The organism is Marinobacter zhanjiangensis, from assembly GCF_014651935.1.
GTDB lineage: Bacteria > Pseudomonadota > Gammaproteobacteria > Pseudomonadales > Oleiphilaceae > Marinobacter > Marinobacter zhanjiangensis.
Genome location: NZ_BMXV01000009.1, coordinates 129,573 through 153,815 on the forward strand (window position 1 = coordinate 129,573; position 24,243 = coordinate 153,815).

The 24,243-nt window shown below is 60.9% G+C and carries 20 protein-coding genes; 7 read left to right on the plus strand and 13 right to left on the minus strand.

What is annotated here, in order from left to right:
* Positions 1-4: 4 nt before the first annotated feature.
* Both IE079_RS17195 and senA read right to left on the minus strand, forming a co-directional pair.
* Positions 5-748 carry a putative 4-mercaptohistidine N1-methyltransferase gene (locus IE079_RS17195; protein WP_189578088.1) on the minus strand — a complete coding sequence of 248 codons (744 nt, stop codon included), beginning with the start codon at positions 746-748 and terminating at the stop codon, positions 5-7.
* 41 nt (positions 749-789) lie between these two features.
* Positions 790-2,151 (minus strand): selenoneine synthase SenA, encoded by a 1,362-nt coding sequence (gene senA / locus IE079_RS17200; RefSeq protein ID WP_189578089.1) that lies wholly within the window; start codon positions 2,149-2,151, stop codon positions 790-792.
* Between the two features lie 330 nt (positions 2,152-2,481).
* Between senA and IE079_RS17205 the strand changes: the two genes are divergently transcribed.
* Together IE079_RS17205 and IE079_RS17210 are read left to right on the plus strand one after the other, a co-directional pair.
* Complete coding sequence (locus tag IE079_RS17205) at positions 2,482-3,876, plus strand: sigma 54-interacting transcriptional regulator (RefSeq protein ID WP_189578090.1); 1,395 nt, start codon at positions 2,482-2,484, stop codon at positions 3,874-3,876.
* A gap of 9 nt (positions 3,877-3,885) precedes the next feature.
* Positions 3,886-4,950, plus strand: a complete 1,065-nt coding sequence (locus IE079_RS17210) for a transporter (protein ID WP_189578091.1) — start codon at positions 3,886-3,888, stop codon at positions 4,948-4,950.
* Positions 4,951-4,961: 11 nt separating this feature from the next.
* On the opposite strand, the gene IE079_RS17215 is transcribed toward IE079_RS17210, so the two are convergent.
* From IE079_RS17215 to IE079_RS17245, 7 genes are all read right to left on the minus strand, one after another.
* Positions 4,962-5,462: a hypothetical protein gene (locus tag IE079_RS17215; RefSeq protein ID WP_189578092.1), complete on the minus strand. Its 501-nt coding sequence runs from the start codon at positions 5,460-5,462 to the stop codon at positions 4,962-4,964.
* Positions 5,463-5,464: 2 nt separating this feature from the next.
* Positions 5,465-6,157 carry a C39 family peptidase gene (locus IE079_RS17220; protein WP_189578093.1) on the minus strand — a complete coding sequence of 231 codons (693 nt, stop codon included), beginning with the start codon at positions 6,155-6,157 and terminating at the stop codon, positions 5,465-5,467.
* A 13-nt stretch (positions 6,158-6,170) separates the two neighbouring features.
* Positions 6,171-6,521, minus strand: coding sequence for a hypothetical protein (locus IE079_RS17225; protein ID WP_189578094.1), 351 nt, complete (start codon positions 6,519-6,521; stop codon positions 6,171-6,173).
* Between the two features lie 54 nt (positions 6,522-6,575).
* Entirely contained in the window at positions 6,576-7,580 is a 1,005-nt protein-coding gene (locus IE079_RS17230) for a hypothetical protein (protein WP_189578095.1), read from the minus strand.
* 486 nt (positions 7,581-8,066) lie between these two features.
* Positions 8,067-9,833 carry an SLC13 family permease gene (locus IE079_RS17235; protein WP_189578096.1) on the minus strand — a complete coding sequence of 589 codons (1,767 nt, stop codon included), beginning with the start codon at positions 9,831-9,833 and terminating at the stop codon, positions 8,067-8,069.
* Between the two features lie 237 nt (positions 9,834-10,070).
* Positions 10,071-11,660: an isocitrate lyase gene (locus IE079_RS17240; protein ID WP_189578097.1), complete on the minus strand. Its 1,590-nt coding sequence runs from the start codon at positions 11,658-11,660 to the stop codon at positions 10,071-10,073.
* Positions 11,661-11,845: 185 nt separating this feature from the next.
* Entirely contained in the window at positions 11,846-13,816 is a 1,971-nt protein-coding gene (locus IE079_RS17245) for a CASTOR/POLLUX-related putative ion channel (protein ID WP_189578098.1), read from the minus strand.
* A 153-nt stretch (positions 13,817-13,969) separates the two neighbouring features.
* On the opposite strand from IE079_RS17245, the gene IE079_RS17250 reads away from it, so the two are divergent.
* Positions 13,970-15,133: a hypothetical protein gene (locus tag IE079_RS17250; RefSeq protein WP_227712576.1), complete on the plus strand. Its 1,164-nt coding sequence runs from the start codon at positions 13,970-13,972 to the stop codon at positions 15,131-15,133.
* Positions 15,134-15,171: 38 nt separating this feature from the next.
* On the opposite strand, the gene dauA is transcribed toward IE079_RS17250, so the two are convergent.
* Positions 15,172-16,890 (minus strand): C4-dicarboxylic acid transporter DauA, encoded by a 1,719-nt coding sequence (gene dauA / locus IE079_RS17255; RefSeq protein ID WP_189578100.1) that lies wholly within the window; start codon positions 16,888-16,890, stop codon positions 15,172-15,174.
* Between the two features lie 106 nt (positions 16,891-16,996).
* Between dauA and IE079_RS17260 the strand changes: the two genes are divergently transcribed.
* Together IE079_RS17260 and IE079_RS17265 are read left to right on the plus strand one after the other, a co-directional pair.
* Positions 16,997-17,194, plus strand: a complete 198-nt coding sequence (locus IE079_RS17260; RefSeq protein ID WP_189578101.1) for a ribbon-helix-helix protein — start codon at positions 16,997-16,999, stop codon at positions 17,192-17,194.
* A 19-nt stretch (positions 17,195-17,213) separates the two neighbouring features.
* Positions 17,214-18,221, plus strand: a complete 1,008-nt coding sequence (locus IE079_RS17265) for a ChaN family lipoprotein (protein WP_189578102.1) — start codon at positions 17,214-17,216, stop codon at positions 18,219-18,221.
* 7 nt (positions 18,222-18,228) lie between these two features.
* On the opposite strand, the gene IE079_RS17270 is transcribed toward IE079_RS17265, so the two are convergent.
* Both IE079_RS17270 and IE079_RS17275 read right to left on the minus strand, forming a co-directional pair.
* Positions 18,229-19,296, minus strand: a complete 1,068-nt coding sequence (locus IE079_RS17270) for a beta-N-acetylglucosaminidase domain-containing protein (protein ID WP_189578103.1) — start codon at positions 19,294-19,296, stop codon at positions 18,229-18,231.
* A gap of 117 nt (positions 19,297-19,413) precedes the next feature.
* Positions 19,414-20,247 (minus strand): TlpA family protein disulfide reductase, encoded by an 834-nt coding sequence (locus tag IE079_RS17275; protein WP_189578104.1) that lies wholly within the window; start codon positions 20,245-20,247, stop codon positions 19,414-19,416.
* A gap of 304 nt (positions 20,248-20,551) precedes the next feature.
* On the opposite strand from IE079_RS17275, the gene IE079_RS17280 reads away from it, so the two are divergent.
* Both IE079_RS17280 and IE079_RS17285 read left to right on the plus strand, forming a co-directional pair.
* The gene (locus tag IE079_RS17280; protein ID WP_189578105.1) at positions 20,552-21,844 is read left to right on the plus strand and encodes an MgtC/SapB family protein; all 1,293 of its coding nucleotides are present in this window, start codon (positions 20,552-20,554) and stop codon (positions 21,842-21,844) included.
* A gap of 179 nt (positions 21,845-22,023) precedes the next feature.
* Complete coding sequence (locus IE079_RS17285) at positions 22,024-23,193, plus strand: NAD(P)/FAD-dependent oxidoreductase (RefSeq protein ID WP_189578106.1); 1,170 nt, start codon at positions 22,024-22,026, stop codon at positions 23,191-23,193.
* An 86-nt stretch (positions 23,194-23,279) separates the two neighbouring features.
* Here the strand turns inward: IE079_RS17285 and IE079_RS17290 are convergent, their stop codons facing one another.
* Positions 23,280-24,215 carry a porin gene (locus IE079_RS17290; RefSeq protein ID WP_189578107.1) on the minus strand — a complete coding sequence of 312 codons (936 nt, stop codon included), beginning with the start codon at positions 24,213-24,215 and terminating at the stop codon, positions 23,280-23,282.
* Positions 24,216-24,243 lie beyond the last annotated feature (28 nt).

The window sequence follows — 24,243 nt, forward strand, 5'->3', positions numbered from 1 at the left end:
GTGGCTAAACCTTTCTCTGCCAGGCGGTCAGCTCGGCAATGGTGTGCTGATACTTCCGCGAGGTTTCACGAATCACAAAGGGCACATCCATCGGCTCGCGCATCATTTCGAAGTGTGGCGCCAGGATTTCCTTCATGCCATCGAGCACCGTAAAGGGCTCACCATGACGCTGGAAACCACCAATCCACTTCGATCTGGGCGTGAACTCCTCCAGCAGTGTGTATGGCGAACTGATCACCAGCACACCATTCTCATTCAGCAGGTGATGCACACTCGCCAGGAACCTGCCGGGATCCTGCAGGCGATCGATCAGATTGCCGGCGAAGACCAGATCATAGCCCCGATGACCGGGCCCGAGATTGCAGGCGTCCTCGACAGCAAAGTGAATACGCCCGGCATGAGTGGCCAGGTTATGGCTTGCCAGGGAGGCAACAGCATTCTGACCCAGCTCTCCCTGATCCCGCAGCACATACCCGATCTCGCCCTGGGTCTTGAGGGTATTGGCAGCCCCGATAAAGCTTTCTGACAGATCCAGGGCCACCACTTCCTCAAAGGCCCGGGCCAGCTCGAAACTGGTGCGGCCAACGGCACACCCCAGATCCAGAGCGCGCTTCTTGTCGCGGCCGGCCATGACTTCCAGGCAGGCGCTGGCGCAGCGGGCGGGATAGTTGCCGACGCCGAAATGGCTGTCGCCGTAATGAAAGGCCAGGTACTGCCCCAGCAACTCATCGGTTTCATAGACATTCATGCATTATTTCTCCGATCCGGCCTTCTTTGCTGACCGGGCCATCACACCGCACAGGTGCGAAACCCGGTGTAGACATCATTGCGCTGGGGCAGGTACGCCTGCCGATAGGTGCCACGGATCAGCATTGATGAGGTGGCACAACCACCGCCTTTGGTCACCTTGTGGTCCCCAAACTGGAGCGTAGACATAAACGGGTACATGTCCACCCTGAAACCGTCATAGGGCAGGAACTGGTCACTGGTCCACTCCCAGGCGGTACCGATCATCTGACGGCAGCCAAACGGGCTGTCCCCGGCGGGCAGCGCGCTGACCGACTGCCTGCCCATCATGGTCGCGTCCATGTCGGCCCGGTCCGGCGTGGGCGAGTCGTTGCCCCAGGGGAAACGGCTGAAGGACTCGCCGGGGCGATTGCCCAACGCGGCCACTTCCCATTCCGCTTCCGTGGGCAGGCGCCGGCCCGCCCAGGTACACCAGGCTTCCGCCTCCCAGTAAGAGAGCTGCACTACCGGCGCATTCCGGTCGAGGGGGCGCCAGTGGTCGAAAAACTTCTGCTGCCACTGACCACCGCGCAGACGCCAGTAGAGCGGGTGGCGGGGCTCTCTCAGCACCGGCTCGAGCTCGTCGAATACCAGTGACACGTCCATTTCAGTCTGCAGCCACTTGCGACCGCCGAAAGACCACAGCTCGGGCCTGCGATACCCGCCATCCTCAACAAAGTCCAGAAACTCGCCATTGCTGACCAGGGTCCGGGAAATGCGGAAGGCATCCAGGGTGACAGCATGACGGGGCTTTTCACCGTCAAAGGCAAAGTCCTCGCGGGCGTAATCTTCAGACTCGCCGGGCATGCCGATCAGCCAGGTGCCAGCGGGTATCTCCGCGTCTCCCAGGGTCTCGTGATCATAAGACAGGCGATCGGACAGCGGATCCACCACCGCCGGTGGAGCCGGATAGCCCACGGTCTGCCGGCACCAGGTCATGGACTCGATATGCATGTGCTGGTGATAGATAGCATAACGGTAAAGGTACCGTGTGTACTCGTCCAGGGGCTGCTCGCGGATGCGCCGGGCAACACGGTCGTAGATGGTGAGCATGTACTCCCGGGTCTGCTCCCGGCCCGGAAAGAGATCCCCGCTCCAGCGGTCACGATGATCAATATGGAACGAGTCCCACAGGTCGTCCATGGACGGATCATAGCTCGGGGTACCGTCCAGCAGGTTGAGAACGAACACCTCGTAGAAAAAGGAGGAATGCCCCATTTCCCAGAGCGGCGGGTTTACGCCGGGATGATACGGCACCTGCAGCTGATCATCCGACAGGGTGTCCACCAGCGCCAGAGTGCGGTTGCGAGTCTCTTCCAGCATCCCCAGGAGTTCATCTTTCTGAGCCGTTCCGGTTTCCGTCATGCTCCCTCTCTTTCAGTGATATCGGTGCCTTTATCTTAGGTGACCAGGGCACGTCGTGCGTCAGGAGTAACACATATTGCGGGCGAAGAAGTCCGCTAAGTGTCCGTGTTTTTTACACGCCGCAAATCAGGCCATTTTTGTGACGCTGTTAACGCCATGAGCGAGAAGCAGTTCTCAAAAAGTGGCACGCAACCTGTTTGTCTCACGCATCGGCCCGTCGCCGGGATCCGAGAAGAACAATCCATTCCGGCTCGGGCCAGGCTCTTTGCGGTATCCGGCAGCGACAATGGCCGGTCAATCAATGATATCAACAATCAAAGATCACCAATCATGGAAACGAGACGCGCCCTGATCTGGTTGACCACAGGTGACGACCGCATCGTGCCACCGGACACGCTGACCTCCCGTTGGCACGTGCGTCAGCTGAACTATACGGCAAGGCCGCCGTTTGGACTGCCGGAAAGGCACGATAGTCATGTCGGCATTCTTGATCTGACCGGTTATTCGCAGGACGCCGGGGCCTTTTTTCTCGAACGCTGGATCGAACAGTCCGGCATTTCGTTCTGGATCGCCATTCTGCCAGGTACGCCGGCGGCCAACCCACACCTGGCCTACCTGACCTCTCTTCATTGTTCCGACTATCACACACTGCCCATCGACTGGGACCGACTCTCCCTGGCGGTCGGTCATTTCTGGGGCATGGCCGAGCTGCAGCGGGAAATCGCACGAACCTCCCGCAACGACTATCAGCAAATCGCCCTGGTGGGAGAGTCAGACGCCATCCGCCATACCACTGCAAGGCTCAGGCGCTTCGCACGAACGTCGGAGCCGGTGCTGATATACGGTGACAGTGGCACCGGCAAGGAAGCCGCAGCCCGCTTTGTGCACGAGCAGTCGGCGGTGCGCCATGGACCGCTGGTGGTGATCAACTGTGCCGCGCTGCCGTCATCACTGACCCAGAGTGAACTGTTTGGTCACGAGAAAGGCGCCTTCACCAACGCCACCCAGTTTCGCGTCGGCCGCCTTGAAGCGGCGGATGGGGGCAGCCTGTTGCTGCTTGGCATCGATGAGTTGTCTCTGCAACAGCAATCGTCACTATTGCGGTTCCTTCAGGAGGGCGTTGTGGAGCGGGTGGGGTCCAATAACCCCAGGCAGGTCCGGGTCAGGATTATTGCCACCGCGTCAACCGCCCTGTCGGAACTTGTCAGTCAGGGCCGGTTCCGCAGCGACGTGTTCTTCCGGCTGGGAGAAATGGCCGTCAGGTTGCCCGGTTTGAAAGAACGGCCGGAAGACATACTGCTGCTGGTGCCTGAGTTGCTGACACGCCTGCCACCACACCTGCACGCAAAGCCCGTCAGCCCTGCGGCGATGCGGCGACTGATGACCCATTCATGGCCGGGCAACCTGCGCGAACTGCAGAACCGTCTGCGACAGGCCCTGCTGCTCAGCGAGAATGCCCGGATTGAACCCATGGACCTCGCACTCCACGAAGTCGCGGCCGACATCCATGGCCAGCACGATCTCAGCCTGGCCCAGTTTCGCGCCCGGGCGGAACGGCAGGCCCTCTACTGCAGCCTGGCCCTGTCCCGCCAGAATATCTCGGCAGCGGCACGGCTGCTACGAATTTCCCGTGCGTCCTTTTACCGTCTGATCGACAAGTACCAGTTGTCGGTGTCAGACACTATCCATCCGCCCAATGCGCCCGAACGTCCCCATCGTCGGTAAGGAATCGCCATGCCAACCTGCAAGCGCCTGCTCCCCCTGTCCATGACCCTGGGATTGCTACCCGCCGCCGCTCTGTGCCAGCAACCGGCCGAGAACACAACGGTGGGCTCGGAAGCCCGGGAAGCGGCCTCGAACCAGGCCACGGATGTGGCCTCCATCACCTATGACCGCGGCATCGTCACCTCCCCGGGCCGGATAACCCTGGAGCCCTCGGTGTCATACGCACACAGCAATTCCACGGTGGTTGCCGTTGAGGGCTATACCGTCATACCGGCCTTGCTGATCGGCCTGATCAATATCTCGGAAGTACAACGGGACATTTTCACTGGCGCCCTCGCCATGAAGTACGGCTTCACCAGCCGCTTCGAAGCGGGGGTTCGGGTGCCCTACCTGAGCATCAACGAAGACCTGCGGGAGCGGGAGATCTTTGATGGAACGCCGGTGGACACCATCCGTGAGTCATCCGGTGACGGCCTCGGTGATGTGGAGGTATCGGCACGCTACCAGCTCAACGATGGCCTTGACGGCTGGCCCTATCTGATCGGCAGCCTGCGAATCAAGGCACCAACCGGCGATGGACCCTATGATGTCGACCAGCGGGTGATCTATTCCAGTGATGGCAATCCGATTGGCGTTGAACTGGGGGAGCGTCCCACCGGTTCCGGCTTCTGGTCCGTCGAACCGGGACTCTCGTTCATCTATCCGACGGATCCCGCCGTGCTGTTCGGCAACTTGAGTTATGTCTGGACCAGGGAGGAGGATGAGGGTGAGCGAAATGGCGGCACCATCGACCCCGGCGACGTCATCCGTTTCGGTTTCGGCATGGGCTTCGCCTTCAACGAACGTACTTCATTCAGCCTGGGTTACGACCATTCCATCATCGGCGAAACCGATTATGAACAGGATAACAGTCTGTTCGATACCCGGTTTGAGCGGGTCCATGTGGGGTCGCTGACGTTCGGCCTGTCCCAGCGACTGACCCGGGACACCAGCCTCAGCATGGCAGTCAGTGTCGGGGTAACCGACAATGCCCCCAACACCGAGATCACCTTGCGGTTGCCCATAAACCTGTAGACCGGCCCGCGTTAACGGCCCAGCAGCCGGTTAAGGTGCTCGCCAAGATGCAGGGGCACCTGATGCACGGCCGCCAGATTATTCAGTTCGATATTGAGCTGGTGTATGTTCTGGATCACCGTCGAGTTGAGGCTGTTCTGAATAATGGTGGTCCAGCCGCCTCCGGCTCCGCCCGGCCCGGCCATCACACGGGTACCGCCGGGCTGATCCGGTTGCAGGACCTGGACCACCGTTTCCATGGTGTGTTTGATGGCCTCGCCCTGTACCCGCTGGTTCAGGTTGGGAATGGTCAGTCGGTTGACGATCAGCTCCTGACCATCCACGGCAACGATCTGATCAAGCCCGATGGAGATTTCCAGGCCCTCCTGCAGGAACCCACCCCGGAGCCGGTCAAGCTCATCATCCGCCAGTGGTGTGCCAAACAGGACCGGACCATTCGACCCGGACTCGGCGGCCAGGGCGAGAACCGGCAACAGCAGCCCTGTAACCATTAATCTGCGCAGCACAGTCATGATCACCACTCCCTCGATGATGGCCAATAGGGCAAATTGTGGGCGCCCGGCAGATCTCTCAGCCCCTTGCCAAGGGGAGCCCGGGCCAGCGACGGCCAGTTGCCATCGCTCATGAAAGACGCCCGCCCCTCTCGCAGATGGCTGCGGATCACGAACGCCGTACCATTCCAGTATTCTTCGAACTCTCTGTGACTGTAGGCCTTGAGTCCCCTGGCAGGGTCCCCCACCAGAACCTCCTGGTCGCTGATGCCCTTGATCACCACGAAGTGGCGGAAGCCGCGAATGTCGATCAGCACAATCACCGGTAAACGCACCTGCTCCCGCAATCCGGCCAGCGGCATACGGAAGCCGTCAGCCTGGTAGCCTTCCATTGCCAGGTAACGCTTCATGTCGAGCATGGAAAATCCCTCGCGGCGCACTTTCTGCTCATCGGCCATGGCAAACATGGACCGGAACACCTCCTGCTCGGAAACCTCGTGGCCGTAATGGTAGGACAACAGGGATGCCAGTGCGGCCGAACCGCAGCTGAAGTCATACTGCTGACGGATCACCTCGCTGAAGGTTTTCTCGCGGTAACTTTCTACCGGGATGGACAGGTCGCCGCCGATGCCCGGCACCGTCACGGAGCCTGCCTGAGCCTGGGGCCAGAACAGGCTGCACATCAGCCCCGTTGCCAGCACTGCACACCTGCCCATGCCCCACCTCCCTCTACTGATTGATGAGAATATTGATCTGGGTGCTGTCCTGAATGACCACCTGGTTACCGGTATTCTGGATCACCGTGGCGATACCATTCATCTGCCCGAAGGCATTGTCAGACAGATTATTGTTGCCGGTAACCACATTGCCCGAAAGCACATTGTCGGCAACCGATGCATTCTGCTCGGTGTCATTGACCTGCCATTGCATGGCCAACCCCTGGCGTCCGCTGGCTCCGGCCAGCTGTTCATCCGTCAGGGACGGCGCATTCATCCATTGCTCCGCCATGGCCGGCGACAGTCCACACAGCAAACCCAGCAACACGGATGCCCGCAGAATCCCTCTGATGACGTTACCCATGGCCGTTCTCCCGAAAAACGGGCCGCCGCCCGATGGCTGGCGGCCCGGTTTCCTCTAGTTGCCAGTGGACAGGTTGGACATCACGCTGACATTGGCCTGGGTCACGCTGCCAGTCCCCACGTTCTGGGCAAATGCACCGACACCGGTGAAGTTCGCGGAACCACCGGAGATTTCGTTGTTATTGCTGACATGGGTATAGGACCCACCACCATTGGCATCACCATAAGTCGCAGTAACGCCCGACACGGTTCCTTCAAGCTCCGCAGTGTTCAGGAATGCACTCACACTCAGGTCCAGCGTGTTGGTGCTGCTGTCGGAGTTGTAGGAGTCAGTGGCGCTCGAAGAACTGTCAGAGCTGTCACTGTTGCCACTGTTGGCAACCTTGAACGAATCGCTGACGGTGGTGCTGTTGTCGGAACTGTCGGAGTTATCCGAGTTGTCCGAGTTATCGGAATTGTCCGAATTGTCGGAGTTGTCGGAGTTGTCCGAATTGTCATTCCCGCTGTCGGCAACCTTGAACGAGTCACTGACATCGGTGCTGTTGTCCGAATTGTCGGAGTTATCGGAATTGTCCGAGTTATCGGAATTATCCGAGTTGTCCGACATGTCGTTCCCGCTGTCCGCAATCTTGAACGAGTCGGCAACATCGGTACTGCTGTCGGAGTTGTCAGAGTTATCGGAGTTGTCCGAATTGTCCGAGTTGTCGTTGGCACTGTCCGCAATCTTGAACGAGTCGGCGACATCGGTGCTGTTGTCCGAACTGTCTGAGTTATCGGAGTTGTCTGAGTTGTCCGACATGTCATTGCCACTGTCCGCGACCTTGAACGAATCGGCGACATCCGTGCTGCTGTCCGAATTGTCCGAGTTATTCGAGTTATCAGTGGTTGTGGAGTTATCATTACCGGAGTCGGTGTTGCCGGATTGGTCGTTGTTGGCGGTGGATGTATTATCCGCGTTGGTATTCGGATCTCCGTCCCCCCCCAGGTCTGCATAGGCAAAACCGGAAACACCCAGACTCATGGCAATGGCGGCTGCCAGCAAGCTTTTCTTGGTATTCATAATATCGCTTCCCTCTACTATTGGCTCTTGGTTGTCCGGGGCCTCCAACACCTGAGCGCTCACAGGTACTTCATGTACCGGGCCCGCAAGGAAGGCAAAGCGATTCCTGTGCCAGCGCTGACCTTGATTTTCAGGTGATTGTTTTATGGGGATATTATTTCAGGCTGGCTGGGCAGATGGGACGACACGAACGCCATTCTGTTTCACTCCTGAAACAGCCTGTTTTTTCGGTCAATCCCGGAAGAACGATTTATGACGACAATTCATGCACATGGAGTCAGGCGGTTACTGTAAAGAACTTCTACAGAGCAATCTCAGCTTACGTGATCTGGTCAGCGCCATGCTCAAGGGTCGCATCATCGCCTTTGTCGCCCTGGTGATCTGTAGAAGAACTGACACAGAGGATTCATCGCGGCAGATAAAACAGAGCGGCAGTGTACCGTTCGGGAAATTCGCTGACCTGCCAAGCCACTGAGGGCACACTAATCACGCCCAGACCAGCAGGATCATCGGCACAGCCACCGCAACCACCAGCGCCGACAGAGGCACTCCCAGGCGCCAGTAGTCACCGAACGAGAAGCCACCCGGCTCCATCACCAGGGCATTGGACTGGTGACCGATCGGGGTCAGGAAGGCGCAGGAAGCACCTACCGCCACCGCCATCAGGGTGGCGTCCGAGGCGATACCCAGTTGCCCCGAGAGGCTCAGGGCAATGGGCGCGACCAGTATGGCGGCTGCGGCGTTGTTGACTACGTTCGACAACAGCATGGTACCGACCATCAGCACCGCCAGCAGTAACGCCGGTGACAAGCCCTGCCCCACAGACAGCAGCGCGCTGGCAATCAGGCCGGCACCACCGGTAGACTCCAGGGCACCCCCCACCGGTATCATCGCCCCCAGCAGCACGATAATCGACCAGTCGATGGCCTGGTAGGCCTCGGTGGTGTCGAGGATATTAACCAGTACCATGGCCACAGCCGCAGCCACCAGGGCCACCGGCGCCGCCAACAGGCCACTCAGTATCAGGCCGATGGCCGCCAGGAAAATTCCACCCGCAATCCAGATACGACGCTGGATACCAAACCTCAGCCCCCGTTCGGCCAGGGGCAGGCACCCGATCTCCCGCAGGGCGCCCTCGAGTTCCTCGTCATGCCCCTGCACCAAAAGGATATCCCCTGCCCGCAACGCCACCTGGCCCACCCGTTTGTCGATACGGTGCCCCTGCCGGGCCACGGCAATGATGTTCAGGCCATGGCGTTCCCGCAGGCGCAGGCGGTTGGCGGAGTGACCGATCAGGCTCGAATCGGGCGTAACCACGGCCTCGGCAATACGGGAGTCGCCCTCATCCAGCGCCGCGTCGTCCGGTGTGCTGCCCAACTCCAGGCCCGCCTTGTCCACCACAGCCTGCAGGCTGTCGGTGTCCGCCTGCACCAGCAGCAGGTCGCCGGCCTGCAGGACCTGGTAGGTAGACGGTGCCAGCTTGCGGCTGTCATCACGGATCAGCCCCAGCACCGCCAGGTCGGCATCGTCGTGGCTATCCGACAACAGGTCATGGAGGGTGCGACCCACGTAGTCAGACTCCTCGGGAATCCTCAACTCGGTCACATAGTCGCCGACGCTGAACAGCTTCTCATCGTTATCGGCTTCACCACGACGGGGTGTCAGGCGCCAGCCGATCAGCGAGATAAACGCCACGCCGACCAGGGTGATGGCGAAACCAACGGGAAAGAAGTCCAGCAGGCCGAAATTGGCACCGCCCTCCCGATAGGAAGCAATGATGATGTTCGGCGGGGTACCGATCAGGGTCATGGTGCCGCCCAGCAGCGAGCCGAAGGCCAGGGGCATCAACAAATAGGACGGCGAGCGCCCGGACTGGCGAGCCATCCAGATCGCCACCGGCATCAACAGGGCCAGGGCTCCCACGTTGTTGATAAAACCCGAACACAAGGCCACCACAGCCGTCAGCGTAGCCACCTGCACGGCGGGCCTGTCGCCTACACGCCCCAGCACCTGGGCAATGCTGTCCACCACCCCGGCATTCACCAGACCCTGGCTGATCACCAGCACCGCGGCCACAGTGATCACCGCCGGGTGACCAAAGCCTGCAAACAGTTCGTTTGTCGGCACCAGGCCGGCCACCGCCACCGCAATCAGTGCCAGCATCGCCACCAGGTCGAAGCGAATCCGGTTCCAGACAAACAGGCCGAGCGTGATGAGCAATACAGCGAAAACAATCCCCTGATCTGTTGTCAAAATCCGCTATCCATCCACAAGTGTTTCGAACAAGCTTTGTCGCTGCCAAGCATCGCAAAAAAACAGCTCGACTTCACGGCTGTTTTCCTGAAATAACCTTGATCCATTGGCGGTTGATTCCACCTGGCCAAGGCACTCCACTCCAGACACAAAAAAGCCGGCAGGATCACTCCCGCCGGCTTTTTTGTGTCTGGTGGTGCCGGAGCCCCGAAGGACCCCGGACCGGGAACCGTTCGATCAGAACTGGTTCATGGTGTTGTCCTTGCCACCGGCCTTCAGGGCCGCGTCACCTGCGAAGAACTCCTTGTGGTCATCGCCGATGTTGGAACCGGCCATGTCCTGGTGCTTCACGGTAGCGATACCCTGACGGATTTCCTTGCGCTGCACGCCGGCAACATAGGCCAGCATGCCTTCGTCACCGAAGTAGCCCTTGGCCAGGTTGTCGGTAGACAGGGCCGCGGTGTGGTAAGTCGGCAGGGTGATCAGGTGGTGGAAGATGCCGGCTTCACGGGCGCCGTCACGCTGGAAGTTGGCGGTCCACTCGTCAGCCAGTTTGCCCAGCTCGGTGTCATCATACTTCTCGTTCATCAGGTCGGCACGCTCGTAGGCGGACACATCCTTGCCCTCTTCCTTCCAGGCATCGAATACCTGCTGACGGAAGTTCAGGGTCCAGTTGAACGACGGGCTGTTGTTGTAGACCAGCTTGGCGTCGGGCACCACTTCGCGGATACGGTTAACCATGCTGGCGATCTGGCCAACGTGGGGCTTCTCGGTTTCGATCCACAGCAGGTCGGCACCGTTCTGCAGGCTGGTGATACAGTCCAGAACCACACGGTCTTCGCCAGTGCCCGGCTTGAACTGGAACAGGCCGGAAGCCAGACGCTTGGGCTTCATCAGCTTGCCGTCGGACTTGATGACCACGTCGCCGTTGTTGATGTCTTCCGGCTTCTCGATGTAATCGCCGTCGAGGAAGGCGTTGTACTGGTCGCCCAGGTCGCCCGGCTCTTCGGTTACGGCCAGCTTCTGGGTCAGACCGGCACCCAGGGAGTCGGTACGGGCAACGATGACGCCATCGTCAACGCCCAGTTCCAGGAACGCCAGACGAACGGCGTTGATCTTGGACAGGAAGTCGGCGTGGGGAACGGTCACCTTGCCATCCTGGTGGCCACACTGCTTCTCGTCGGAAACCTGGTTTTCGATCTGGATGCAGCAGGCACCGGCTTCGATCATCTGCTTGGCCAGCAGGTAGGTGGCTTCGGCGTTACCAAAACCGGCATCGATATCGGCAATGATCGGCACAACGTGAGTTTCGTGGTTATCAATCTGCTTGATCAGCTCTTCCGCTTTGGCATTGTCGCCGGCGTTCTCGGCTTCTTCCAGGGCGCGGAACAGGTGGTTCAGTTCCCATGCGTCAGCCTGGCGCAGGAACGTATACAGCTCTTCGATCAGGCCGGATACGGCAGTCTTCTCGTGCATGGACTGATCCGGCAGCGGACCGAACTCGGAACGCAGGGCAGCAACCATCCAGCCAGACAGGTACAGGTAACGGCGCTTGGTGCTACCGAAGTGCTTCTTGATGGACAGCATCTTCTGCTGGCCAATGAACCCATGCCAGCAGCCCAGGCTCTGGGTGTACTGCGAGGTGTCCTTGTCGTAGTTCGCCATGTCTTCGCGCATGATCCTGGCGGTGTACTTGGCGATATCCAGGCCAGTCCTGAACTTGTTCTGGGCGCGCATGCGGGCGGCGTGCTTCGGGTTGATAGCATTCCAGGTCGGGTTCTGCTTCAGGATGGAAGCAATCTGGTCAACGTCTTTTGCGTAAGGCATGGTCTCAGTCCTTGCGGTTGCGGGTTGAGTATCTTGCAGTGAACCAGCGCTCCGCTCAAAAAATGAGCGGATCACCGAAGATTGGCGCCTACTTTAGACACTCCTCTCGCATAATTGAAATTTATATTATCTATTTCCGGCATTTCTTTGGTGAATAGTGGTGATGCACCCGCAACCGCCTGATTTTACAGGGCGGACAATGGTTCATCGCCAGTGTTGGCCAGCACCACCAGCCGGTCTCCCGGCTGCAGTTCGAGGTATTCGTCCCGGGGCGGGTTGAGCTGAAGACGGTGCCCCTTTTCATCGGCCCGGCCACGATACACACCCAATGCCACCTCGCCCTCTGCGGCCACCGCCTTCTCCAGAACATGGAAGCTGGCACTTGCCGGCAACGGGTAATCGTCCCGGGCCCGGAACTGGATTTCGGCACCACCGACGGTGAACAGCTCATCCAGCACGGCACGAAGCTCCCGGCGCAGGGCCACCTGGGCCAGCACATGACTGAGAATCATGGAGCTGATCATCATCTCGCTCTGGTGGCCGTAGAGCAGTTGACGGTTGTCGGGGTCGCTCAGCTCCATGATCAGCTGTGGCCGCCGGCTGCTCTCCAGCAACAGGTCTTCCAGCTGCAGGTAACCGACCATGGCCCGGGCATCCGCCTCTTCGCCGGAGGACAGCCGGTCACTGCTCACCAGCACGATGCTGTCATACTGCGCAGGAGCCATGCGCCGCAGCTCCTCTTCCACCATGTAGTCGGCTTCGAGGTGCCGGCAGGGCACCGCCAGCTCCGGCCCGCAATAGCGATTGATGGCCTGCTCCCGCTCCACAGCCGGCACCCCCGAGACCACATCCACCTCGAAGCCCTGGCCCGGATAGCTGGCCAGTTCCGCCACCAGGCTGGATACTCGCCGGTTCCAGCCAAGCACCAGTACGCGGTGATGCCGTGCCGGAAGGTGACGCGCCCGCCGGGCCACAGGGGCCCGGGCGATCGCCGGCAGCGGCTCCCCCTGGGTGTCCGGGCCGGTTTCGTTATAGCTGCGCGCCATCATCACAACCCGGTCCCCGGTATCAATCAGGGCATCCGACGGGGCAATCAGCTGAACCTGCCAGCCCGACGTCAGGGGTTTCAGAATGCCCAGCACAATGACCCCGGGGCGCTGGCTGGCCAGTTCCCCCAGGGACAGCCCGGCCACCGAGTCGCCACTGCGGATGTAGAGTTCGTTGCCACCTTCCCCTGCCAGCAACTCGTTGTAGACCTCCGACAGCCCCGGATGCAGGATGTTCTGAACCATAAGCCGGCTGATGGTGGCATCACCGGCCACCACCTCCACCGGGCCCGGGTAGGCCCGTTCCACCACCGGCAGCTTGCGGATATCCTGCAGTTCAGCAACAACAAAGGGCAGCCCGGAGCGGTAGTGGCGGGCCTGGGCAGCGATGGACAGCAATGCCTTGACGGTTTCCACATCCGCGGTAAACAGGCTGTCGGCTTCATGGGCGGCACTGGGCACGATGACGGCCGCCGCATCCAGACAGGCCACCCGGTGCAGGGCATCCGGCTGGATCGGAAGGCCCGACCGAAGGATTATCTGGCGTGCACGGGAACCGATACCCGGCTCGGTCCGCAGTTCATGGAGCTGCCCGGCACCGGCTTCCTCGGAAAGCACGACCAGGTTCAGCCGTGAGGCGTCGTGTTTCTCCAGAAAGCGCCGCATGCGGCCGGTGGAACTGAGCAGTTCGGACAACAGTGGCGGTGTCTGACTGGTCCAGCCGAGAACCACGATGTGGTTCTTCAGGGTAACCGGGGTCAGGCCCCGCTCCAGTTCGCTCATGCGTGCGATCAGCCAGCGGGTCAGGATCGCCACCAGGGTACCCATGAACACCACGTAGCCGCTGATGGTCAGCAGCGTGGACACGAATCGTTGCCAGGCGCCAACGTCGTCGCCCAGGTATCCCGGATCGGTCAGCCGCAGGAACGCCCACCAGATGGCATTGCCCACGTGATCGAATTCGCCATCAAGGGGCACCACCAGGATGCCGCCCACCAGAGAGATAACCGCTATGAATACAGCCACCACCAGTAACTGGAAGCCGGCGCCCTTGACCAGCTGGCGCTCTACGATGAACTTGATGCGGTCAACAATACGGAATGGCAGCATGGAGACCCTATTATAGTCATCCGTTTGCGGAAAGTCATGGTGTCCCATAGCATAAAGCAAAGGCCACACGGAAGGTGAACCAGGATTATGTCTGTACCGCATCGGCACTTGCTTCTCGCTGCGATCTGTCTGGGCCTCCCTCCGGCGACAGGCGTGGTTGCTGACACCGCCCATGTGCCGCAACCCTGGCGCGAGGATGCTGTCGTCATGGGCCGGGACGAGGCCTACAACACCGAACGCTTCCTGCACGAGCTGACCTTCCGCCACCGGCTGTCACCCCCGGCCGCAACGGAGGAGGGCATTCGCGGCACGGCCGGCAGCGTGGGCAGCGACCGCCTTTACTACGACTTTCGGTTCCTCCGGGATTTCGGTTTCCGGGAAGACCGGAACGGCTTCCTGCTGGACATCCAGCGCGCTGAAGACCTGGACGGCGCCTACGACCGGCAACTGATCGGCTTCCGGCAGAACCTGGGGGACGATTCGGAGATCTGGCTGCAGGGTGACGTCTTCTCCGACAAGTCACAGGCAGACGTGTACTTCAGCGCACGTCACCACCTGACCGACAACAGCTGGATTCACGCCAGCTGGATACTTCCGGATGCCTACTTCAACGACAAAACCGACACCAGGGACTCGGTCGAGCAGGCGCCACAAACCTTCTTCCTCCAGTGGCACCGGCAAGGAACAGGTACCGGGGCCGGTACCACGCTGTCCCTCAACCTGTCGCCCGAGTCACGCTTCATCAGCCGGCAGGAACAACTGACCGTGGACAGCGAGAGCCTTCGGACAGCAATCACCCATGGTCAGCGGGCCGGTGACTGGCTGCTGAGGCTGCATCTTGAAGGTGAGCGGACCCGGCGCGATTATCAATTGCGGGGACCAGAGGAGAGTGGATCCACCCCATTCGACCGGGAATACCTGGAAGCCCGGGTGTCCGCCACCCTCACCAGCCATCGACTGCAGCCGGGCATTGGCCTGGCCTATGTGCATCTGGACGAAACCGGCTATTTCGGACGGGCACTGGATGACGAGGGACGTATCCGCCGCAGGGAACCCACGCTCTTTGGCGAGATTTCGCTGCAAGCCGCCCGCAATACCACCATCAGCCCCGGCCTCTATCTCAGCGCGCCGAAGGTCCGGCAATCTTTCGCGGAGGACGATGGCCGCCGGCACTCCGGCTTCACCGGCAAGCTGGCGCTGCCGATCGAGGTGCAGCTACCAGACACCAACCAGGCCGTGCTGACCATCAACCCCACCTTCTACCTGCACAAGGCTGCCTTCGGAGGCGGCAACCTGCAACTCCACTGGCCACTGTGACGCGGTATCGCGACGATTGAGAATCACCAGGAGCCCTGTCAGTCCGCAAGGCTCAGCGCCTCATCAAGGGACGCCGCAAACCGGCTGACCCCGGGCACCGGCTGAACCCCCGCCCGGGCCAGCGTTTTCAATGGCTGGAACTGCAGATCGGCGATGATCACCCGGGAGCCATTGCGCCGGCACGTCTCCACCAGCTTGTTGAGCGCGGCCAGTCCGCCGGCATCCAGTACGGTTACGCCATCCATATAGAGAATGAATCCGGGGGCCCGGGCGGACAGTTCGGCCAGTTCCCCGAAGACCCGGTCGGCGGCGGCAAAAAACAGCGGGCCATTGATCTTGAATACCCGCCACCCGTCCGGCAATGCCTGTTGCTGCAACCGGGTACTGTCGGTGATATCCGTCACCCGCGTCATGCGGGCCATGTCCCGCATGAACAACACGGCGGCCAGAAGGATGCCGGTGGTGATGGCAATCACCATATCGAGGATCACGGTCAGGGAGAAGCAGGTCAGAAAAACCAGCATGTCGCCCCTGGGGGCGGTTTTCAGCAGGTGAACCGCCTTGGGTGCCTCGCTCATGTTCCAGGCCACCATGATCAGCAGCGCGGCCATGGCAGCCATGGGCAACCACGCCAGTAATGGCGCCAGCGCCACCAGGCCCAGCAGAACCACGCCGGCATGGATCATCGCGGCAACCGGCGACTCCGCCCCGGCCCGGTAGTTGGCCGCCGACCGGGCAATCGCGGCAGTGGCGGTGATACCCCCGAAAAGCGGCGCCAGCACGTTGCCGATGCCCTGCCCCATCAGTTCACTATTGGCGCTGTGACGCCTGCCCGTCATGCCGTCCAGCACCACCGCACACAGCAGCGACTCGATGGCGCCGAGCATGGCAATGGCAAAGGCCGCGGGCAGCAGCTCCGTGACCATGGACCAGCTGATCCCCAGTGGCGCGCCATCGGCACCCGGCTGCAGCCAGGGCCACTCGAAGCCGGGCAGGAACGGCGGGATGCCCGCCCCCGTAGTGCCATCCGGCAACAGATAACTGAAACGCGAACCGATGGTATCAATACCGGCACCCCCCAGGTTCAGCCACCAGGCCAGCACCGTGCCCAGCACGACCGCCGGCAGATGCGGCGGCACGGGGGTCCTCAAACGTGGCCACAACAGCATCACCGCCAGGGTGCAACCGGCCACTGCCGCACTGGGACCATGGAAGGAGCCCAGCGCCCCCCAGAGAGACGCCAGCTTGTCCCAGTAGTGCTCCGGCATGTCGGCGATGGACAGACCCAGCAGATCCTTCACCTGCAGGGTGGCGATGACTACGGCGATACCGCCGGTAAACCCCAGGGTGACCGATTCCGGAATATACTCAATGAAGCGGCCAAGTCGCATCAGCGCCATCAGCATCAGCAGCAGGCCGGACATCAGCGTAGCCAGCAGCAAACCACCGAGCCCGTATTCCTGTGCAATGGGGTAAAGAATAACCACGAAGGCCGCCGTAGGCCCGGAAATGCTGAACCGGCTACCACCGGTAAGCGCGATCACGAAACCGGCAATGATGGCGGTATACAGGCCATACTGGGGGGCGACGCCACTGGCGATGGCCAGCGCCATAGCCAGGGGGATGGCGATGATGCCCACCGTAACCCCTGCCATCAGGTCCCTGAACAGCCGGGCGCGTGTATAGCGCTCCTCCAGACAGGCTTCGCGAAAGGCATGGCCAATTCGCAGGGAAAACAGATGGGCACGATGAGGCATGGCAGGCATCCTGGGATTGATCCGTAGGAATGGTCATTATATGCTCACCCTTACCACATTCAATGTTAACCTGATTAACATACTTGGCCACACGGAGCGAAAGACCATGTCCCAGGAGCAGCGGACCGCGCGACTCACCCTGCTGATCGACCCGGACAAGAAGAAAGCCTTCGAAGCCCTGTGCCGGGAAGAGGACGTCACCCCTTCCCAGAAGGTGCGGCAGTTCATCCGCGACTATGTCGAGGCCAGGCTCGGGCCTGACTGGAAAGAAAATCTTGATGGCCGGGCCCCGGACAACAGCTGACCCGAAGGAGCTTGCTCAGATGCCTTCACCACACGCGTACTTTTATTTGCCGGGGCTGCTTGCCGCGGCACTGCTCTCCGGTTGCGCCGGCCTGCAGACCGAAGCCCGCGAGGCACCGGCCACACTGTATGAGTCGGTGGCCTTCAACGCAGAGTCGGGCCAGCCGGTAACCATCCCGGCGATGGCACAGCAGCTCACCGGGGCAGACGTGATCGTGGTGGGCGAGTACCACGGCCATCAGGCCGCGCACCTGTTGCAGTCGAACCTGCAGGCTGCCCTGCATCACCAGCATCCGAAGCAGGTACTGGCACTGGAGCCCTTCGACCTGGACCATCAGAACGTGATTGACGCTTACCTTGCGGAAGAACTGGGTGAAGAGGAACTGATCGAGGATGCCGGCGCCTGGAACAACTACAAGGCCTCCTATCGTCCGCTGATGGAGTTCGCCCGGCGCCAGCAATTGCCGGTCATTGCGGCCAACGCGCCCGCCGACACTGTCCGCTGCGTTGGTCGCCAGGGCCCGGATTACCTGGCTTCACTGCCACCGGCCAGACGCACCCTGCTGCCGGAGGAACCCTGGCCGGACATACCCGGTTACCGCAGCAAGTTCCTCAACACCATGGGTGGCAACAGCCACGGCCAGGCGCCGGACGCCAGCCGTGAGCGCCTGGACAACGCCTACCGGGCCCAGCTGTTGCGTGACAGCACCATGGCCGACCGGATCATTCAGGCACGGCAGCGCTACCCGGACCATCAGGTGCTGATGATTACCGGCACCTTTCACAGCGAGCAGCGACTGGGCCTGGTAGGCGTACTGGAACAGCGGCGGCCAGACCTGAGGGTGGCCGTTATCAGCCCGGTGGTGTTGGAGGATGACGGGGCGGACCTGAAGCCGGGTGAGCACGCGGCGAAGGGGAATTATCTCTATTTCGTCCTGCCTCTGCCGGAGCAGTACCAGGACGAAGACCGCCGCAATGCGGCCATGAAGAAACAGTTCAGCCAGGCTCGCGGGCCGGACTGCCAATAAGGGCGACTTACTGGGTCTGAACCATTTCGTCGGTTACCTGATAACCGCCGTCCAGCCACGTCAGTATTTCCTGTGCCGCCGGATGGCCGGACGAACCATAGCGCTCCCGCAGGCGGCTCTGCTGCTGGTCACTGAGCCTGCCCAGTCCGGTATCCTGCAGCACCAGCAGATCCTGCTGTAGCATGTCGGCCAGCTCTTCACCGGCCACCTGCTGCGCCGCCACCCGGAATGCCTCGCCATAGCAATAGTCGTCACCCTGCTGATAACTCTGCGCCAGGGTCAGGCCCGGAATGGCGGTCAGGGTGGGTTGCAGGGCCGGGTTGATGGCATGGCCGCTGATCAGCCCGGCATTGGCGGCGGGCCGCCCGGTAAACCCCCGCAGATGCAGGTGCCTCGACATGCGCTCGCCATCGTTAACCGGGTAGTTGTCCCATAACAGCGGCTTGCGGCCCAGCTGGCCGGCCACCCGGCGCAGATGCCCCGGGGAGATTTCCCGCGAGCACACCTCCTCACCGGTCCAGAACACATCCACCGACGGATCCAGCGCCTTGCCCAGTTCCTCCAGATAGCCCGGGGGCCGCTGCCCGAATACCCGATCCAGCACCGGGTCATCCGAGTAATAGGACGGGCACACCGCCAACTGCCGGAAACCGGTACGCTGACGGATCCAGTCGATGATTTCTCCCTGACGGGCAGCGAGATCGGGGGTGTCAGACTTCATATCGTCAAACAGCACGGCAAGACGGCGGACACCCACCGACTCGAAGAAATCAAGCTTCCGGGCCAATGCCCGGCGGGCGGCGTCGTCGAAGTGGTTGAACACCTCCCAGGGGCTGAGGCCGATGCCGAACTCCACACCACGATCGTCGCACCAGCGGGCGAACCGGGCAATGTCTGCGGCGGCTTCCGGGGGATGGGGTTTCTGCCAGGCCCGGCGCAGAAACCGGTCCGCCTTGGGCGCATACCAGTAGAAGCCATAACCATGGGGCTGCAACACCTCCATCAGGGCGCGCCGGTCGGCCCATTGCCACATGGGCCCATAGAATCCCTCGATTATCCCCAGCGGCGGAATCATAGGCGTGGCAACCCTCGTGCATGATGATGGAAGCGGATGGACGGCATGCCCGGCCAGCTATCAGGATAGCGACCCGGAACATGCTCCGGCAATGGGGACAGGCGCTTCAGGCCGGTGTCATGGCACACCAGACCCCAGCTTTTCCAGGCCCTGCCGCAGGGTTGCCCGGGACAGCTCACCGGTATGGCTGTCCACCAGCAGCCCGTCAGCATTGTAGAACAGGGTCGTGGGCAGCACGTGGGCACCGGTCATGGCACCAAGGCGGTTGTTCCGGTCCAGCAGAATGTTATCCAGGTTCAGGTCCTGGGAGCCAATAAACTCGCGGATGGTGCCCGGCCCCTCGCCCACATTGACGAACACAAAGTGTATATCGTCCTGCTCGGCCTGAGCTTTCGCCAGCACTGGCATTTCCCGCCGGCAGGGCGGGCACCAGGTGGCCCAGAGGTTGACCACCATCGGACCGTCACCCGTTGCCTGGAAGTCACGCAGATTGATTGCACTCTCATCCATGGCTGCCAGCTCCAGGTCAGGAACTGGCCGGGCTTCGTTGTCCATCAACAGAATCAGACCACTGAGTACCCCCCAGACCAGAACCGCCGACAACACCGCCGCTGATAGCGGCCGCCTCAGGGCGCTACTTCGCCAACTGCGCCAGCACAACCAGAGCAGCGCGGCGACCACCCCGGCGGTCACATCGAAACCGCCATCACGGATATCGATCATCGCGAGAAAGCTGTCATAGCTCTCGTTGTAGCGAAGCACAAAGACCACCCTGGCTGCGACGAAAGCCACCATAATCAGGGAGAACAGGGCATCACTGACCACCACCCGGTACCGGCGACCCAGAAGCGCCCCCACCAGCAGGGCCACCATCAGTGCGAACACCATCAATAGCTGGGCAAGGGTAAACCCAAGGGGCCCCAGGGAGATGGTCTGGGAGAGAGTGGACATATACGCGCCTCGAGGTTTTTGAACAGGCAGAAAAGCAGCTCACAAGCCTGCTCTGACCGCAGTGCAGAGGCAGAGTTCCGGTCAGGGCAACATCGGTGGTCGCGAGCCCGTCGCAACGGGTTGTCAGCGAACAGGCCTTCAGGACAGTAGCCTGATTCACGAAATCCGGCCACTTACGTTATCCTTGGGCTTGCACCACGTGGCAATCAGCCATAGTCGAGAGCACCGGCCTCTTTTATGGCACAGTACCATGAGCCATCGGATGCCCCGATACTCAATTCTACCGGAGCGGACCTGACCTGCCGTGGATGACATCGCAAGCTCTTTCCTGGAAAACAATGAGGTCGCCATTCAGCTGGCGGTGGCACTGTTACTCGGCGCCCTGATCGGCCTGGAGCGTGGCTGGGAGGCCCGGCACAAGGAGGCCGGTGAGCGCATCGCCGGCATCCGCACCCATGCCCTGACAGGTCTGCTCGGGGCCATTGCCGCGCTGCTGAGCCAGACCCTGACCTTCTGGGTATTCCCGGTGGTGTTTCTGGGGCTGATCGGCGTCACCCTGGTGTCCTACCACGCCAGAACCGCAGAAACCCGGAACTACAGCATCACCGGTATTATCGGACTGCTGCTGACCTTCTGTTTCGGCACCATGGTGATTGCGGTCGACATGGCACTGGCGGCCGCATCGGCCGTCATCACCGCTCTGATCCTGGACAACAAGGCGGAAATCCACGGCGCTCTTAACCGGCTCAAGTCCCATGAACTGGACGCCGCCCTGAAACTGCTGCTGATCACCGTGGTCATGTTGCCACTATTGCCGAATCAGGGCATGGGCCCCGGGGACGTACTCAACCCCTACCAGATCTGGTGGATGGTGGTACTGATTGCCTCGATCTCGTTCGTCGGCTATTTCGCCATCCGTGTCGGTGGCGCCGAAAAGGGCATTCTCTTTACCAGCCTGTTTGCCGGTCTGAGTTCGTCCACAGCCCTGACCCTGCACTTTTCCAGGCAGTCACGTCAGGCGGGAATGCTGACGCCCATGTACGCCGCCGGCATACTGATCGCCTGCGGCACCATGTTCCCCCGCATCCTGATCTATGGCGCCATCATCAACCGGGCGCTGCTGCCCGCGCTGGTCTGGCCGGTAACAACCATGGCGGTAGTCCTTTACCTGGGCGCCGGCCTGATCTGGTTGCGCAACCGCAGGGACATCCGCGTGGAACAACCCGAACTGAGCCAGAACCCACTGGATCTCAAGTCCGCGCTGGTATTCGGCATCCTGCTGACCGTCATCCTGGTACTGGGTGAGTGGCTGCAACAGTGGCTGGGGGACCTGGGGATCTATGTCCTTGCCGCCACCTCCGGCATTACCGACGTCGACGCCATCACCCTGTCCCTTACCCGAATGTCCGTGGATGACATTGGTGCCGGCACCGCGGTGCTGGGCATCGTTATTGCGGCCTCGGTCAATAACCTGGTGAAGTCCACCATGGCGGCCACAATCGGCACCCGTCACCTGGGTCTGCTGGTAGGCGTCCCCATGGCGCTGTCGCTGGCTGTCGGGCTGGCGGTCGCCTGGGCCGTCAATCTGGGCGGGTAGACGAACGCCATCCCGGAGAACAGGTGACAAATGGCGTTCATTTTCTATACTGTTCAGGTGAGCGATTGCTGACAGGGATCACCCTGAACATGGCCATGATCCGACCGAATCAATAACAACAAATACCGGAGCGCATACGATGCCGCCATTTCGCCCTGCGTGGACAGGATCCATCTGAGATGGACTACTACGACCTGATCATCGTCGGTGGCGGGCCGGCTGGCTCAACCCTGGCCTGGGCCCTTCAGCATACCGGCAAACGCATTCTGCTGATCGACAAGGCCCGCTTTCCCAGGGACAAGAGCTGCGCAGGCTGGGTAACCCCGGCGGTCTTCGATGCGCTCCAGATCACACCCGGCGACTACGGCAGGGACCACCTGCTGGAACCCATCCGCGGTTTCCGAATTGGCCTGATCGGTCATCGCGCCGTGGAGAATGACCACGGCGAGAATGTCAGTTACGGAGTACGCCGGGCGGAATTCGACCACTACCTTCTCAGCCGGGCCGATACTGACCAGGCACTGGACACCACCATCGACTCTATCCACCAGGCCCATGGCAACTGGGTGATCAATGATTGCTGGGAAACGCCCCTGCTGATCGGGGCCGGGGGGCATGCCTGTCCGGTAGCGCAATACCTCGGCGCCGGGCCGGACAGCCACGAAACGGTGGTGAGCGCCCGGGAAATGGAGTTCGAGATGACCCCGCAGCAGGCCCGGGCCTGCAATGCCCGTGGCGATCGGCCGGAGCTCTGGTTCTGCGGGGATCTCAAGGGGTACGCCTGGATCTTCCGCAAGGGCAGCCATCTGAATGTGGGCCTGGGCAGGGAAGATGCCCGCAGCCTGCCCCGTCACCTGGACCGCTTCGTGTCCCACATGCAGTCGCAGGGGCGCATTCCCCCGGACCTGCCCGACGAATTCAAGGATCACGCCTACCTGCTCTATGATCACGCCGAAAGGCCCCTGGTGGACGACGGCGTCATGCTCATCGGGGACGCCGCCGGCCTCGCGTTCAACCAGAGTGGTGAAGGTATCCGGCCGGCCGTGGAGTCGGCACTGATGGCGGCCAACGTCATTCGCTCCGAGCCCGACCTCTCTGCCCGCAGCCTGCAGCCTTATGGCGAGGCCATTGCACGGCGTTTCGGAACCCGCTCACTGCATGGCGATGGGCCGGTACAGGTACCGGACTGGGTAAAAATGCCCCTGGCCGCCAGCCTGATGAAATCCCACTGGTTTACCCGCCGGGTGGTCGCCGAACGCTGGTTCCTGCACCAACAGGTACCACCCCTGGACCTGCCAGACCCCACCCGCAGAGCCGGGCGGGAAACCGCCTACTGGCGGCCCGCCTGAAATGAAAAAGCCGGGCTCAGGGGCCCGGCAAAGGTCGTTAACTCAAAACTTACCTTTCAGTTAAGAAGGTTGGAGCAGCCCAACGATCAGAACTTGACGCGCATACCGGCGAGGTAGCCCATGTCAGTTTGGTCTTCGTCAGTATCTGCAATTTCTGCAAACAGACGAACGTTCTTGGCAGCCGGGAACTTGTAGGTAACGTTGGCGTACCAACCAGTCACGTCTTCACTGCCATCCACTTCCTGGTTCTGCATGCCGACGGCAACACCCGTTGTGCTGGTCACATCGAAGGCTGTGACCACGTTGTACAGTGTTGTGTCCGTGCCGTCGTCATCGGAAACGCTGTAATCGGCGGCCACAGCGGCGATATCGAAATCGTAACCAGCGCTCACACCGAAGGTATCAACGGAGTCACCATTGATCGGTGTTCTCTGCTGATAGGCACCGGCCAGAGTCAGACCAGCAACCTCGGTAGCCGCGAACAGATCAATGAATTCATCGCCCTCACTGTCAGTGCCCTCCGCTTCCATCTCATAGGAAGCCGCGACATAGACGTTGTCCAGATCAACGTCAACACGCAGGGTATCGTCGCCGTCGGTTCCCTGAGCATCGAACTGATCTTCGTCTAATGGCGATTCGATAGCCTCTTCCACGCCGAATTCGTCACCTGCAAAGTTCTGCTTACCAAAAGAGAATGACGTGACGCCGTATGCTATGCCCACATAGGCCTCTTCCAGCAAATCTTCCTCCCCTGCATCGTCCTGGTTAGCGTAATCTTTGAAACCAAAGTCAACGCGGCCAAAAGCGGTCAGGTCATTGTTCAAATCGTAGCTGACGTGGTTTTTTATCTCCAGGTCGTCAAAATCAACGCCCAGATTCTCATCATCGCCGATATCCTGGCGCATCTGAACCTGTAAATCACCGTTCACCTTGTAGGAAAGGCCATCGTTTTCATAAACGGTAGCAGCGCTGGCAGAGCCAGCAGTAGCAGACACAGCAACAGCGAGAAGAAGTTTTTTCATTGATTAATACTCCATTGATTGGTACGTC

Bases quoted from the DNA above. Each gene is read 5' to 3' on its own strand.
- IE079_RS17225 (WP_189578094.1), bottom strand. From the start codon at position 6,521: ATGGGTAACGTCATCAGAGGGATTCTGCGGGCATCCGTGTTGCTGGGT.
- IE079_RS17220 (WP_189578093.1), bottom strand. From the start codon at position 6,157: ATGGGCAGGTGTGCAGTGCTGGCAACGGGGCTGATGTGCAGCCTGTTC.
- IE079_RS17230 (WP_189578095.1), bottom strand. From the start codon at position 7,580: ATGAATACCAAGAAAAGCTTGCTGGCAGCCGCCATTGCCATGAGTCTG.
- senA (WP_189578089.1), bottom strand. From the start codon at position 2,151: ATGACGGAAACCGGAACGGCTCAGAAAGATGAACTCCTGGGGATGCTG.
- IE079_RS17240 (WP_189578097.1), bottom strand. From the start codon at position 11,660: ATGCCTTACGCAAAAGACGTTGACCAGATTGCTTCCATCCTGAAGCAG.
- IE079_RS17260 (WP_189578101.1), top strand. From the start codon at position 16,997: ATGTCCCAGGAGCAGCGGACCGCGCGACTCACCCTGCTGATCGACCCG.
- IE079_RS17270 (WP_189578103.1), bottom strand. From the start codon at position 19,296: ATGATTCCGCCGCTGGGGATAATCGAGGGATTCTATGGGCCCATGTGG.
- IE079_RS17215 (WP_189578092.1), bottom strand. From the start codon at position 5,462: ATGACTGTGCTGCGCAGATTAATGGTTACAGGGCTGCTGTTGCCGGTT.
- IE079_RS17265 (WP_189578102.1), top strand. From the start codon at position 17,214: ATGCCTTCACCACACGCGTACTTTTATTTGCCGGGGCTGCTTGCCGCG.
- IE079_RS17245 (WP_189578098.1), bottom strand. From the start codon at position 13,816: ATGCTGCCATTCCGTATTGTTGACCGCATCAAGTTCATCGTAGAGCGC.
- IE079_RS17210 (WP_189578091.1), top strand. From the start codon at position 3,886: ATGCCAACCTGCAAGCGCCTGCTCCCCCTGTCCATGACCCTGGGATTG.
- dauA (WP_189578100.1), bottom strand. From the start codon at position 16,890: ATGCCTCATCGTGCCCATCTGTTTTCCCTGCGAATTGGCCATGCCTTT.
- IE079_RS17285 (WP_189578106.1), top strand. From the start codon at position 22,024: ATGGACTACTACGACCTGATCATCGTCGGTGGCGGGCCGGCTGGCTCA.
- IE079_RS17195 (WP_189578088.1), bottom strand. From the start codon at position 748: ATGAATGTCTATGAAACCGATGAGTTGCTGGGGCAGTACCTGGCCTTT.
- IE079_RS17275 (WP_189578104.1), bottom strand. From the start codon at position 20,247: ATGTCCACTCTCTCCCAGACCATCTCCCTGGGGCCCCTTGGGTTTACC.
- IE079_RS17290 (WP_189578107.1), bottom strand. From the start codon at position 24,215: ATGAAAAAACTTCTTCTCGCTGTTGCTGTGTCTGCTACTGCTGGCTCT.
- IE079_RS17205 (WP_189578090.1), top strand. From the start codon at position 2,482: ATGGAAACGAGACGCGCCCTGATCTGGTTGACCACAGGTGACGACCGC.